Source organism: Microbacterium sp. MDV22-iso44, assembly GCF_058629135.1.
This window is the reverse complement of the sequence record NZ_JBZVWS010000002.1, coordinates 247781-261559: the sequence shown is the minus strand read 5'-3', so window position 1 is coordinate 261559 and position 13779 is coordinate 247781. Positions and strand designations below refer to the sequence as shown.

General features: G+C 70.4%; 11 protein-coding genes. 4 read left to right on the top strand and 7 right to left on the bottom strand.

Going from position 1 to position 13779, the window contains the following annotated elements:
• Positions 1-18: 18 nt before the first annotated feature.
• Complete coding sequence (locus tag AC4NN1_RS08000) at positions 19-702, bottom strand: DUF305 domain-containing protein (RefSeq protein ID WP_311859180.1); 684 nt, start codon at positions 700-702, stop codon at positions 19-21.
• Complete coding sequence (locus AC4NN1_RS07995; protein WP_491954987.1) at positions 699-1409, bottom strand: thioredoxin-like domain-containing protein; 711 nt, start codon at positions 1407-1409, stop codon at positions 699-701. The genes AC4NN1_RS08000 and AC4NN1_RS07995 overlap by 4 nt, the downstream gene beginning before the upstream one ends.
• 178 nt (positions 1410-1587) lie before the next feature.
• On the opposite strand from AC4NN1_RS07995, the gene AC4NN1_RS07990 reads away from it, so the two are divergent.
• Genes AC4NN1_RS07990 through AC4NN1_RS07980 form a run of 3 tightly spaced genes read left to right on the top strand, consistent with a single transcriptional unit; the run spans position 1588 to position 4716 of the window.
• Positions 1588-2244, top strand: a complete 657-nt coding sequence (locus tag AC4NN1_RS07990) for a phosphatase PAP2 family protein (RefSeq protein ID WP_018186986.1) — start codon at positions 1588-1590, stop codon at positions 2242-2244.
• Positions 2245-2248: 4 nt separating this feature from the next.
• Complete coding sequence (locus tag AC4NN1_RS07985) at positions 2249-4114, top strand: helicase HerA-like domain-containing protein (protein ID WP_491954986.1); 1866 nt, start codon at positions 2249-2251, stop codon at positions 4112-4114.
• Positions 4111-4716 (top strand): GNAT family N-acetyltransferase, encoded by a 606-nt coding sequence (locus tag AC4NN1_RS07980; RefSeq protein WP_491954985.1) that lies wholly within the window; start codon positions 4111-4113, stop codon positions 4714-4716. The genes AC4NN1_RS07985 and AC4NN1_RS07980 overlap by 4 nt, the downstream gene beginning before the upstream one ends.
• On the opposite strand, the gene AC4NN1_RS07975 is transcribed toward AC4NN1_RS07980, so the two are convergent.
• Positions 4711-6141: an MFS transporter gene (locus AC4NN1_RS07975; RefSeq protein ID WP_018186989.1), complete on the bottom strand. Its 1431-nt coding sequence runs from the start codon at positions 6139-6141 to the stop codon at positions 4711-4713. The two genes, AC4NN1_RS07980 and AC4NN1_RS07975, sit on opposite strands and share 6 nt — an antisense overlap.
• Before the next feature lie 190 nt (positions 6142-6331).
• Between AC4NN1_RS07975 and AC4NN1_RS07970 the strand changes: the two genes are divergently transcribed.
• Positions 6332-7870 carry an SDR family oxidoreductase gene (locus AC4NN1_RS07970; protein WP_491954984.1) on the top strand — a complete coding sequence of 513 codons (1539 nt, stop codon included), beginning with the start codon at positions 6332-6334 and terminating at the stop codon, positions 7868-7870.
• 18 nt (positions 7871-7888) lie between these two features.
• On the opposite strand, the gene cydC is transcribed toward AC4NN1_RS07970, so the two are convergent.
• The 4 genes from cydC to AC4NN1_RS07950 are packed head-to-tail and all read right to left on the bottom strand — an operon-like array spanning position 7889 to position 13679.
• The gene (gene cydC / locus AC4NN1_RS07965; protein ID WP_491954983.1) at positions 7889-9553 is read right to left on the bottom strand and encodes a thiol reductant ABC exporter subunit CydC; all 1665 of its coding nucleotides are present in this window, start codon (positions 9551-9553) and stop codon (positions 7889-7891) included.
• Positions 9550-11187, bottom strand: coding sequence for a thiol reductant ABC exporter subunit CydD (gene cydD, locus AC4NN1_RS07960; RefSeq protein WP_491954982.1), 1638 nt, complete (start codon positions 11185-11187; stop codon positions 9550-9552). Before cydD ends, cydC begins: the two co-directional genes overlap by 4 nt.
• Positions 11188-11207: 20 nt before the next feature.
• Positions 11208-12242 carry a cytochrome d ubiquinol oxidase subunit II gene (cydB, locus tag AC4NN1_RS07955; RefSeq protein WP_020098147.1) on the bottom strand — a complete coding sequence of 345 codons (1035 nt, stop codon included), beginning with the start codon at positions 12240-12242 and terminating at the stop codon, positions 11208-11210.
• A gap of 9 nt (positions 12243-12251) precedes the next feature.
• A complete protein-coding gene (locus tag AC4NN1_RS07950) occupies positions 12252-13679 on the bottom strand; it encodes a cytochrome ubiquinol oxidase subunit I (protein WP_491954981.1) in 1428 nt (475 codons plus the stop codon).
• Between the last annotated feature and the right edge of the window lie 100 nt (positions 13680-13779).

Below are 13779 nucleotides of genomic sequence, written 5' to 3'. Positions count from 1 at the left end.
TCTTCTCGTTCGTGACTGTCAGCTGCAGCCGAGGCGCTGCTGCATCGAGGTCATGGCCTCGATCTCGAAGGTCTGACCCTTCTTCATGTTCTCGGCGACCGTCTTCACGCGCGCGTCGGTGCCGAGCTCGAGGACGGCCTCGGCCATCGGGATCGCGCCCTCGTGGTGGCGGATCATGAGCGAGAGGAACATGCAGTCCGCGGTCTTGCCCGTCGCGCTGTGCAGGGCGGCCAGCTCGTCGTCCGAGGCCATGCCCATCGCCTCGCGGACCTGCTCGTCGGTCTGCGGCGCGTCCGAGGCCGTTCCATGGGCGTGACCGGAACCGGATGCCGACATCCACGCCATCGGTGCGTCACCGTACTGCGGGAGCCCCCACTGGACGAGCCAGTCGAGCATCTCGCCGCGCTGGGACGACTGTCCCGTCGCGATGTCGTACGAGAGGGCCCGGAGCTCCTCGTCGTCCGTCTCCGCGTAGATCGTCATCGCCATGTCGACCGCCTGCGCGTGGTGCACCTGCATGTCACGGGCGAAGCCGGCGTCCGCGGAGCCTTCGGCGGGCGTGGATCCGGCGATGCCGAAGGTCGAGAAGCGGCCGATCGAGAACGCGACCGCGGCGACGGCGAGTCCGACCAGCAGCACCACCCACCACGGCGGGAGGGTGCGCGGGGTGCCCGGCTCGTCGCCGACGGTCTCGGTCGTCACTGCTTGCCGGGGGCGTCCAGGGCACCCGTGCACGCCGCGCCGGGCTCGGGACCGTTGGTGTTGCGCCAGTAGGCCTTGACGAACTCGCCGATGCGCTCGTCGTCGGGGGAGTCGACTTTCAGCTGCGCGTTCCACGCGCTGACGGCGATCGGGGTGTCCATGCCCTCGTAGGGGGAGAGGACCGTGTAGTCCTTGGGCAGCTGCGCATCGAGCGCCGCGACGCCCGCCTCGTCGACCCGGGCCGGGTCGTAGGTGACCCAGATGGCGCCGTGCTCGAGGGCGTGGACCGCGTTCTCGTTCGGCACCGGCTGCGTGTACACGCCGCAGTTGAGCCAGACGGCGTTGTGGTCGCCGCCGGCCGGCGGGGTCTGCTCGTAATCGACGGCGCCCTCGACGTGGGTGGCCGTGTGGTCGAAGGTCTGCACGCCGCGGATGCCGCTGCCGTCCCCGTCTCCACGGGCGATCGACACGGGGCGCGGCGTCAGGAGGAACGAGGCCACGACGAGACCCACCACGAGGACCGCGGCGGTGGACCCGACGATCCACAAGGTGGCCTTGGTGCGGCGGCGCTTGGCGAGCTGACGCTGGTACTCGGCGAGCTTCTGCTGCTTCTGCTGCTCGCGCTGCTGCTTGACGGTCAGGTTCAGCTGGGCCTGCGTCGCGGGGTTGCCGCTCGTCCGCTTTCCGGCAGGGTCGTTCGGGGTCATGGGAGTGGCCTCGTCGGTCGGGATGGGAGGGCGCGGGCGCGCCGGTTCGAGTTTATTCGTCTGCATCTGCGGGGGCCCTGGATGGGCGTCGTTCATAGGTTCCCGTGACCCTGCGACATTCCACGGCCGCGAGCGCAAGGGGCAGGTTCGTCGGCGGGATGTCGGCCAGGATGAGCGCATGACGAGAGTGCCCACGCATGAACACGAGATCGGCATCGGCCTGCGCCTGGCCGTCATCGGCGCGATCCTCCTCGTGGTCGCCGTCGCGACCGGCATCGCGGTCGAATCAACCGATTCGGAGCTGATCGACCTGGATGCGTGGTGGAACACGTACGTGACGACGTTCCTGCCCGGCATCCGTCCGATCTCCTTCCTCATGAACATCCTCGGAGCAGGAGTCGTCGGGACCTACGTCGTCCCCCTCGTCGGCGCCGCTCTGCTCGCGCTGGCACGCCGGCCATGGGGTGCCGTGTTCTTCCTCGCGGCATCGATCGTCGGCGCCCTCGTCGTGCAGCTGCTGAAGGGGCTGTTCGGGCGGGTGCGCCCCGAGGAGATGCTCGTCATCTCGGATCATGGGTCGTTCCCGTCGGGGCATACGGCGAATGCCGCCGTGATCGCGACGGTCGCCGTCATCCTCTTCCCCCGCGTGTGGGTCGCGGTCGTGGGCCTCGCCTGGGCGTTGCTGATGGCTTTCAGTCGGACCCAGGTGCACGCGCACTGGCTCACGGACACACTCGGCGGGACCGTGCTCGGAGTCGCCACGACGATGCTCGTCGCCGCCGCCCTGACGATTCCCATCGTCAGGGAGCGCGAGCGACGCCTCTCGCTAGGCTGACGACATGAGCGCCGATGAAGCCGCCGCCGAACTCGCCCGCCTCGAAGCGGAAGCCGCTGCCGCCGCGGCGGAACTGAAACTCGCCCGCGCGCAGGCCGCCCTCGCGGCCGCGCGTGCAGCGGCGGTGACGACGGATGCCGCTCCCGCCGAGCCCGCGTCTGCCGAGCCCGCTGCGGCGGAGCCACCCGCCGAGGCTCCGGCCGCGGAATCCGCTCAGCCCGCTGCGGCCCCTCCCGCCGGGGGCCCGCTGGACGACGGCGAGGTCGCCCGCATCGCCCAGGGGTACACCTTCGACGAGGCGACCCTCGACCTCGGGGCCCTCATGAACGGTGCCCCCCTCCCGGACGCGCAGATCCGCATCCCGCTCGCCATGACCAACCGGCACGGCCTCGTCGCGGGTGCCACCGGCACGGGTAAGACCCGCACGCTCCAGGGGTTGGCCGAGCAGCTCGCGGCGAAGGGGGTGCCCGTCTTCGCCGCCGACATCAAGGGCGACCTCACCGGCGTGGCGACGGCGGGGGAGCCGAACCCCAAGCTGCTGGCCCGCACGGAGGCGATCGGGCAGGCGTGGGAACCGGCGGCATCCGTCACGGAGTACTTCGCCCTCGGCGGCATCGGCACCGGGGTCCCCGTGCGGGCGACCGTCACCGGGTTCGGTCCGCTCCTGCTCAGCCGGGTCCTGGGGCTCAACGAGACGCAGGAGTCGAGTCTCGGCCTCGTCTTCCACTACGCCGACGCCCACGGCCTGCCGCTCGTCGACCTCTCGGACCTCCGGGCGGTGCTCACCTACCTGACGAGCGACGAGGGCAAGCCCGAGCTGAAGGACCTCGGCGGCCTGTCGCCCGCGACAGCGGGCGTGATCCTCCGCGAACTCATCACCTTCGCCGACGGCGGCGCGGACGTCTTCTTCGGCGAACCGGAGTTCGATGTCCACGACTTCCTGCGGACGGCACCCGACGGGCGGGGTGTCATCTCTCTCCTCGAGGTGCCGGGGATCGCCGACAAGCCCGAACTGTTCTCGACCTTCCTCATGTACCTGCTGGCAGAGCTCTTCGAGATCCTCCCCGAGGTGGGGGATGCCGACAAGCCCAAGCTGGTGTTCTTCTTCGACGAGGCGCACCTGCTCTTCCGCGACGCCTCGAAGGCGTTCACCGCCGCCATCGTGCAGACCGTGCGGCTCATCCGTTCGAAGGGCGTCGGCGTCTTCTTCGTGACGCAGACCCCCAAGGATGTGCCGGCGGACGTGCTCGGTCAGCTCGGCTCGCGCATCCAGCACGCGCTCCGTGCCTTCACGCCCGATGATGCGAAGGCCCTCCGCGCGACGGTGAGCACGTACCCGACCTCGGGATACGACCTCGAACGCGTCCTCCAGGAGCTCGGAACGGGCGAAGCGATCGTCACGGTCATGAACGAGAAGGGCGCCCCCACCCCGGTCGCGTGGACGCGCCTGCGCGCCCCCCAGGGCCTCATGTCCCCGACGCCCGCGGCGGCCGTGCAGGCCGTCGTCGCCGCGTCTCCGCTCCTCGCGACCTACGGGACTCCCGTCGACCGCGAATCCGCGCGCGAGATCCTCGGCGCCAAGATGGCCGCCGCCGATGCCGCGGCGGATGCGGCGAAGGCGGCGACCGAGAAGGCCAAGGCCGACGCGGAGTACGCGAAGCAGAAGGCCGCTGCAGACAAGGCGCAGCAGAAGGCCGAGCGCGATGCCCAGCGGGAGTACGAGCGGATCCTCCGGACCACCGGCGGCAGCACCCGGACGAGCCGCACGCGCGCGGCATCCCCTCTCGAGGAGATCCTCGGGTCGAAGACGACCCAGTCGATCATCGGCAGCGTCATCCGCGGGGTGTTCGGGAACGGACGCCGGCGATGACCGCGGCGGGAGGCATCCGTCCGTTCCGTCCCGGCGATGAGCCGGCGCTCTCGGAGATCTGCCTGCGGACCGCGGATGCCGGGAGCGATGCGACCGGGATCTTCGAGGACGACGCGATCTGGGGCCACATCTGGGCGCTGCCCTATGTGGAACGCCACCCGGACCTCGCCTTCGTGGTCGAGGACGAGAACGGGACGCCGATGGGATACGTCGTGGCGACCGACGATACGGACGGGTTCGAGGAGTGGTTCCGGACCGAGTGGTGGCCGCGGTTCGCGAACCGCTGGCCGAAGCCCGAGGCCGAGGTCACGCGTCAGGACGGCACGCTGCTCTACGCGTACGGCCGCGGCGAGAAGCCCGAGCGGTACGCGGCCGACTTCCCCGCCCACCTGCACATCGACCTGCTGCCGCAGGCGCAGGGGCAGGGGGCAGGGCGCCGACTCATCGAGACACTCTTCGCCGCCTTGCAGGAACGGGGCGTCGCCGGTCTCCACCTCGTCGCCTCGGCGGAGAACACCGGCGCGATGGCGTTCTACACCCGTCTGGGCTTCGCGGCGCTGCCGTCATCGCCGGGGTCGAGCGCGTACGGCATGCGGCTATGACCGGTGGACGGGGATCGGCATCGTCGACGTGTCGATGAGCGGGTCCTCGTCCTGACGAGCGACGACCTCGATGGCCTCTTCGCGGGTCTCGACGGTCGGCACCGAGCCGAGCAACGGACGCTTGGCGGTCTCCTTCATCGACAGCAGGGCGACACCGCCGAGCGCGGCGAAGAACATGATGTAGAACGCCGGCATGAAGGTGTTGCCGGTCAGATCGATGAGCGCCTGGCTGAACAGCGGTGTCGTGCCGCCGAACAGGGAGACCGAGACGTTGTAGGCGATCGCCATGGCGCCGAAGCGCGACGCCGTCGGGAAGAGTGCGGGCAGTGTCGACGCCGAGACGGCCACATAGAAGGCCACAGGGATGGCGACCATTCCGAGGGCGATGAACACGGCCCATTCCTGACCGATCTGCATGACCGCGAAGGCCGGGATCATGAGGACGATCGTCGAGCCGGCGGCGATCATGTACACCGGTCGACGCCCGATGCGGTCGCTGAGCCGGCCGATGAACGGCAGGCACGCCGACATGACCAGGAGCACGGGCACCGTGGCGACAGCAGCGCCCAGGTTGGAGATCCCCACCTCCTTCTCGAGGTAGGTCGGCATGTAGCTGGTGAGCGCGTAGCCTGCGGTGTTCGTCGCTGCCACGATCGCGATGCCGATGAGCACCTCACGCCAGTGGTGACGAAGGATGCCGACGATGCCATGGCGTGCCAGAGGATCATCGCGATCCGGCTCCTCGTCGGTTCCGGCGGTGTTCTCGTAGGCGGGGGTCTCGGGGATCTTGAGGCGGAACCAGATCGCCACGATGCCGAGCGGGATTGCGACGAGGAACGGGATGCGCCACCCGAAGTCCGTCATCGCGGTCTCGCCCCAGACCGACTCGGTGATGATCGTCGTGAGAGCGACGACGGAGGCACCGGCGGCGAAGCCGACGTACGAGCCGAGATCGAGCCACGACGACCAGAAACCTCGCCGCTTGTCGGGCGAGAACTCCGCGACGTAGGTGGTCGCGCCCGCGTATTCGCCACCGGTGGAGAAGCCCTGGATCATCTTCAAGACATAGAGCGGGATGATCGCCCAGAGCCCGATCTGAGCGCTCGTGGGCAGCACGCCGATGAGAGCGGTTGCCAGAGCCATCATCGCCATGGTGAAGAACAGGACCTTCTGGCGTCCGATGCGATCGCCGAGCGGACCGAGAACGAGCCCGCCGATAGGGCGGACCAGGAACGAGATCGCGAACCCGAAGAGGGTGGCCAGCAGACCCCATGGTTCGGGGAGGTCTGCCGTGAACACCGCGGTGATCGTCACGGCGAGGTAGCCGTAGATCCCGAAGTCGAACCACTCCATGAAGTTGCCGACGACGGTGCCGCCGATCGCTGTCCGGACGCGCTTGGTGTCGACCACGACGACGTCGTCCACGCCCAGCCGCGGAGGTGGCGCGGAGCGGGTCAGTGCTTCGGAGGACGGGGGTACCGAGGGGCGAGATGACCTGGCCATCTCTCCACGGTACGTAGTCGATCGGACCCTCGCATCCCGGGGCGTGTCTCTTGACAAACACGACGGGCTGAGCAGGGCCCGACCCCCGTCGGGACCGGTCTATCGTGGCGACATGAGCGAGCTCTCCGCCCCCACCGGCCGCGAACCGGCCCTCGTCGCACGGCCTCGACCGGATGGTTCCGCGCCGCGCGCACTCGTCCTCGGAGCCACCGGATACCTCGGCGGGCGGCTCGTCCCGCGACTCCTGTCGGCGGGGTACCGGGTGCGCGTCCTCGTCCGCACCCCGGCGCGACTCGCGGCGTTCGTGTGGGGGAGCGAGGTCGAGGTCGTGGAAGGTGCTGCCGAGGACGCGGATGCCGTGACCCGGGCGGTCGACGACGTCGACGTGCTCTACTACCTCGTCCACTCGATGGGCGGGGGCGACGACTTCGAGAGGAAGGACCTGCGCGCGGCGGAGACGGTCGCCGACGCGGCGGCCGAGGCATCCGTCGGTCGGATCGTGTACCTCGGCGGGCTGCACCCGGCGGGTGTGACGCTGAGTCCTCACCTGCGTTCGCGGGTCGAGGTGGGCGAGACGCTGCTGCACAGCGGGGCGCCGACGCTCGTCCTCCAGGCCGGTGTCGTCATCGGATCGGGGTCGGCCTCGTTCGAGATGGTCCGTCACCTGACCGACGTGCTGCCGTACATGCCGGCGCCGAAGTGGGTGCGCAACCGCATCCAGCCGATCGCCGTCCGCGACGTCCTGCACTACCTGCTCGCTGCGGCCCACGTGGATCCGGAGGTCAATCGGGCGGTCGACATCGGCGGCCCCGACGTACTGCGCTACGGCCAGATGATGAACGGGTACGCGGTCGAAGCCGGGCTCCGCCAACGCGCGATCGCGGCGCTGCCGGTGCTGACTCCCGGACTCGCCTCGCACTGGGTGAACCTCGTGACGCCCGTGCCGCGGGCGATCGCCCGCCCGCTGATCGCCTCGTTGCAGAACGAGTGCATCATGGACGACCACTCCGTCGACGACCTGCTGCCGCGTCCCGAGGGCGGCTTGACGCCGTACCGCGAGTCCGTGCGGCTGGCCCTCCGCAAGGTCGAAGCCGACGCCGTCGAGACCAGCTGGCAGGACGCCGAGGTCTCCTCCGTGCCGAGCGACCCGCTGCCCAGCGACCCCGAGTGGGCGGGCCGGCTCGTCTTCACCGACGAGCAGTCCGCGACGACGTCGGCGAGCCCCGAGCAGCTGTGGCGCGTCATCGTCGGGATCGGCGGGGAGAACGGCTGGTACTCGTCGCCGTTCCTCTGGGCCGTCCGCGGCTGGATGGATCGCCTCGTCGGCGGTGTCGGCCTGCAGCGCGGTCGCCGCAGCCGCGGCAAGGTCGCCGCCGGCGACGCGATCGACTTCTGGCGCGTCGAAGCCGTCGAGGAGGGCCGCCTGCTGCGCCTGCGCGCCGAGATGAAGGTGCCCGGGCTCGCCTGGCTCGAGCTGCGCGCGAAGCCCGAGGGCTCCGGATCGCGGTACGAGCAGCGGGCCGTCTTCTTCCCGACCGGGCTCGCCGGCCGGCTGTACTGGTTCGCCGTCCTGCCCTTCCACGGGTTCATCTTCAAGGGCATGGCGAACCGCATCGCGGCGGCGGCGGAGCGCGAGGCCCCCACGACCTGAACCGCGGCGCGCTGAGGTTCAGGCGGGCGTCAGCCGTCCGCCCGCGACGCGCACCGTGCGATCGACGAGGGATGCCGGGACCCCGGCGTGTGAGATCAGCACGACCGCGTGCGACCCGTCGACGGCGCCCAGCAGGTCGGTCAGGAGCGCATCGGCGGCGGCCGGATCGACACCTGCCGTCGGCTCGTCGAGGATGAGCACGGGGAACCCGCGCAGAAGCGCCCGCGCCAGGGAGATGCGCTGCGCCTGCCCGCCCGAGACGAGGGCGCCGCGCTCGCCGACCCGCGCGCCCAGCCCCCCGCGGGCGCGGAGCCAGTCGCCGAGCCCGACCCGTTCCAGCACGGCTTCGAGCTCCCCGTCGGTCGCGGTGTCGCGAGCGAAGAGGAGGTTCTGCCGGATGTCCTCGTCGAAGAGCATCGGATGCTGCTCGCACAGTCCTACGGTCAGGCGCAGGTCGTCGGGCGCGATCTCGTCGACCGAGCGTCCGCCGATGGAGTACTCGCCGGTGACGGCGAGGAACCTCACGAGGGCGTGAGCGAGCGTCGACTTGCCGGCGCCGCTCGCACCCACGATGTGCAGGCGCTCGCCGGGGTGCACGTCGAGGTCGACGCCGGTCAGCGCAGGCGCCGCGGCGCCCGGCCAGCGCACGTCGACGCCGCGCAGCCGGAGCCCGTCGCCGAGTGATGGAGCCTCGCCGGTCGGAGTCCCTTCTGCCGGGATCTCGCTCGGGACTTCTTCGGGCACGACGCCGGCGACACGGGATGCCGCGGCCCGCACCTGCCGCCAGGCGGACGCGGCGAGGGGGACGCCCGTGAAGACCTCGAACACCGCCATCGGCACGAGGACGGCGACGCCGAGCGCGGGGCCCGAGAGACCACCGGGCGCGGCGGCCGGGGCGGCCACGAGGAGGGCGGCGACCGTCGCGGCGCCCGCGGCGAGGGAGACGAGGGCGGCCGTCCCCGCCTGTGCGCCCGCCCGACGGAGAACGGCACGGCGGAGGGCGGCATCCGCGTCCTGAACGGCGGCGCGCGAGGCGGACTCCGCACCGAAGGCGACGAGGACGTCGAGCCGCGAGAGGTGATCGAGGACCGCGTCGCGCAGTCGCGCACGGAGCGGGGCGATCGATCGCTCCGCCCGCGCCCCCGCCACCCAGCCCCACGCGAGGGCGGCGACCGCGGCGCCGAGGAGGCAGGCGAGCAGGGTGAGGGCGGCCGGCCACCACACGAGTGCGACCAGGAGCACCGATCCGATCGCCACCGTGGCCGACGAGACGAGCGGGAGGATCACGCGGAGCGACAGGTTCTGCAGTTCGTCGACGTCGTCGACGAGGGCCGCGGAGGCGTCGCCGCGCGATGACGAGGCGAGTCCCGCGGGGGCGTGGGGGAGCAGCCGCCGCACCAGATCGGTCCGCGTCCGGGCGAGCTGCCGGAGGACGGCGTCGTGACTGGACAGGCGCTCGGTGTAGCGGAAGAACGCGCGGGAGAGGGCGAAAGCGCGGACACCGACGACGGCCATCGTGACGTACATGACGAGCGGTTGCTCCGAGGCCCGGACGATGAGCCACGCGCTGACGGCGAGGAGCGCGACGGCCGACGCTTCGGACAGGAACCCGGATGCGAGTGCGGGCCAGAATCTCCGCGGTGTCGGGACCGCGTCGCGGAGGACGTCACGCATGGTCGTCATGCGGTGACCTCCGCACCGCTCAGGCGCACGACGCGATCGGCGATGCCCCGGGCGCTCTCACGGTGCGAGACCAGGACGATCAGGGCCCCGGCATCCGCCACCTGACGCAGGGAACGCCACAGGTGGGCCTCGGCGTCGGCATCGAGGGCCGCGGACGGCTCGTCGAGGGCGAGCACGGGAGCGTGGCCGCGGAGGTGCCGGGCGAGGGCGCGGGCGACGGCGACGCGCTGCGCCTGCCCGCCCGACAGCCCCGCGCCCTGCACGCCGAGCATCCGGGCGGGGTCGAGGGCGCCGAGGCCCACGAGCGCCAGGGCTTCGCGGACCGTCCGTTCCGGCATGTCGTCGTCGCCGAGGCGGATGTTCTGCGCGACCGTGCCCGCGGCGAGACCGGCGCGCTGTCCCGCCCATCCGAGCCAGGCCGACGGCGCGAGCGAGCTCGCCGCGACGCCGTCGAACTCGATGCGTCCGGTCGCGGGGGCGAAGCCGAGGAGCGCGTGGAGCAGGCTCGATTTGCCGGCACCGCTCGGCCCTTCGATCAGGACGATCTCGCCCGAGCGCGCGTCCAGGGTCACGGGCGGCAGATCGCGCACACGCACGTCCCGCACGCGCAGCACGTGGTCCGTCCCGGTCGGCGCGGGTGCCGGCGCGATGTCTGCGGATGCCGCGGCGGCATCATCGAGCACAGCGAAGACGTCCCGCGTGGCCGCTACCCCCTCGCTCGCGGCGTGGAACTGCACGCCGACCTGACGGAGGGGCAGGAACGCCTCCGGTGCGAGAAGGAGGACGAACAGGCCGACGCTCAGGGTGAGGGAGCCGTCGATCAGGCGGAACCCGATCGCGACCGCGACGATCGCAACGGAGATCGAGGCGAGGAACTCCAGTGCGAAGCCCGAGAGGAACGAGACCCGGAGCACCGTCATCGTCTCGCGGCGGTAGTCGTCCGTCACTCGCTCGATCGCGTCGGCGGCGCGACGCTGACGGCCGAAGACGGTGAGCGTCGACAGTCCTTGCACCGTCTCGGAGAACCGGGTCGCGAGCCGGGTCAGAGTCTCCCACTGGCGGCGCTGCACGGAGCGCGTCGCCAGGCCGATCAGGATCATGAAGATCGGGATGAGGGGAAGGGTGAGGAGGACCGTGAGGCCCGAGATCGCGTCGGCCGACCACATCGCCGCGACGAGGATCGGCGTCGCGATCACGGTCTGCACGAGCTGGGGCAGATAGCGCCCGACGTACGGTTCGAGGGCGTCGAGTCCGCGCCCCGCCACGAGGGCGAGGTGCGACGTGCTGCGCGACGCCGTCCACTCCGGGCCGAGCTGCGCGACGCCGTCGAGCACGGCCGCGCGCAGCTGCGACTCGACGCGCGCCGACGTGCGCGCGGCGACGCGTTCACGGATCAGCGCGAGCACCGAGCGGGCGACGACGATGCCCGCGAGGGCGAGAAGGGTCCCGGCCAGGTCGGCCCCGGCGATCGCATCGACGATCGCTCGGGTCGTGAAGAAGGCGAAGCCGACGATGACCGCCGTCTGCAGGAGGGACAGCAGGGCGATGACGACGAAGAACGATCGGGATGCCGCGGCGTACCGCCACAGGCGGGGGTCCACCGGCGGCTGCCGCGGCTCGGTCTCGTCAGGCATGGCTCGATCCTCCCGCGGGCTCAGTGAGCAGCCGCGGCATCCGCCTTCTCGATCTGCACCCGCGAGATGCGCTTGCGGAACACCCAGTAGGTCCAGGCCTGGTAGGCGAGGATGCCGGGCAGGAAGATGACCGCCGCCCAGGTCATGACGCCGAGCGTGTAGTCGGTGCTCGAGGCGTTCTCGATCGTGAGCGAGTTCGCCGGATCGGTGGAGGACGGCATGACGTAGGGGAACAGGGCGAACCACAGCATCAGGACGGCGCCGACGATCGTGACCGCTCCGAGGGCGAACGCCCACCCGTCGCGGCGACGGAGGTTCGCGACGGCCGACCCGAGCAGCGCGAGCGCGGCGGCGACGCCGCATCCGATCACCGCCGCCAGTGCCGGTGCCTCGCGATCCATCGCGATGACCGTGGTCCAGACGACGGTCGCGGCGGCGAACGCGATCGTCGGGAGAGCGACGCGACGTGCCAGGCGGTGCGCTTCCTCCTTGACCGTGCCGTCGGCCTTCAGTCCCACGAAGTACAGCCCGTGGAGGAAGAAGAGGAGGAGCGTGGTCGCCCCGACGCACAGTGCGTAGGGGTTCAGGAGCGTCAGAAGCGAGCCCGTGACGTTCTTGTCGGCGTCGATCGGGACGCCCTGCACGATGTTGCCGAACGCGACGCCCCACAGAAGCGCCGGGATCACGGAGCCGATCACGATCATCCGGTCGAAGCCGCGCTTCCACGCGAGTCCTTCGCGCTGGTGTCGGTACTCGAACGAGACGCCGCGCAGGATGAGGGCGAGCAGGATGAGCAGCAGCGGCAGGTAGAACCCGCTGAACAGGGTGGCGTACCACTCCGGGAACGCGGCGAACAGGCAGGCTCCGGCGACGATGACCCAGGTCTCGTTGAGGTCCCACACGGGACCGATCGTGTTGATGACCTGGCGCCGCGACACCTCGTCTCGGCCGAGGAACGGCAGGCTCATCCCGACGCCGAAGTCGAACCCGTCGAGGACGAAGTAGCCGACGAAGAAGACACCGACGATGAAGAACCAGAGGTAGGCGAGATCCATGGCGTGCTCCTAGTAGACCGTCGAGGGGGTCTGGTCGACCGGCAGGTCCCGCGGGTCGGGGTCATCGGGTCCGGGCAGCGGGTCGGGACCCTGCTGCGCGGCTTTGAGGATGAGGCGGAACTCGACGACCGCGAGCGACGCGTAGATCGCGGTGAAGGCGACCAGCGATATGAGCACGGTCCAGGCGGGGACGTTGGGGGAGACCCCGTCCGCGGTGTGCATGAGACCGAAGACGATCCAGGGCTGGCGACCCATCTCGGTGAAGATCCAGCCCACGAGGCTGCCGAACAGCGGGAGCGGGGCGGACCAGATGGCGATGCGCCACATCCAGCCGGCGACGGGACGCGTGGCCTTCTTGCGGGTGACCCAGAGACCTGCGACCGAGATGAGGGTGGCGATGCCGCCGAAGCCCATCATCCAGCGGAACGACCAGTAGGTGACCCAGATCTCGGGCATGTAGTCGATGCCGGAGCCGAAGCGCGCCGTGTAATCGGCCTGCAGGTTGTTGAGGCCTTCGACGCAGCCGTCGAGTGTGTGCGTCGAGAGGAACGACAGCAGGTACGGGACGCGCAGCGACCAGACCTCGGCCGTGCCGTCGGGGGTGCCGATGGAGAAGATCGAGAAGGATGCGTCCGCCCCGCACGCGGTCTTCCAGAGCGCCTCGGCGGCCGCCATCTTCATCGGTTGCGTCTGCACCATCACGAGGCCGAGCTGATCGCCGCTGATCGCCGTGCCGACGAACGAGATGATCATGAACCACATCCCGTACCGGAGCACCGGACGCATCGTCTCGAGATGCTGGCCGCGGCGCAGGTGGTAGGCGGCGACGGCGATGATGACGGCCGCGGTGAACATGAACGCCGCGAAGATCGTGTGCGGGAAGGCGGCGAGGGCGACCGGGTTGGTCAGCAGCGCGAAGAAGTTCGTCAGTTCGGCTCGACCGGTCTCGGGGTTCAGCGTGTAGCCCACCGGGTTCTGCATGAACGCGTTCGCGGTGAGGATGAAGTAGGCCGACAGGATCGAGCCGAATGCGGTCGCCCAGATGGTGAGGAGGTGGATGCGGCGCGGCAGCTTGTCCCATCCGAAGATCCAGAGGCCGATGAAGGTCGCCTCGAAGAAGAACGCCATGAGGCCCTCGAAGGCGAGCGGAGCGCCGAACACGTCGCCGACGAAGCGCGAGTAGTCCGACCAGTTCATGCCGAACTGGAACTCCTGCACGATGCCGGTGACCACGCCCATCGCGAAGTTGATCAGGAAGATCTTGCCGAACAGGCGCGTGATGTGCAGCCACTTCACGTCGCCCGTGCGGTGCCAGATCGTCTGGAAGATCGCGACGGTGAGCGCCATGCCGAGCGTGAGCGGCACGAACAGGTAGTGGTAGAGCGTCGTCAGTCCGAACTGCAGGCGAGCCAGGATGAGCGGGTCCAGAAAGTCCACGGGCTTGGTCCTTCCACGGGTATGTTCCGACGGTACGACGCGGTCCCGATCGCGGGATCGGATCGGGCCGTGCAAAACACCCGGATGCCGCCGCGCCGCA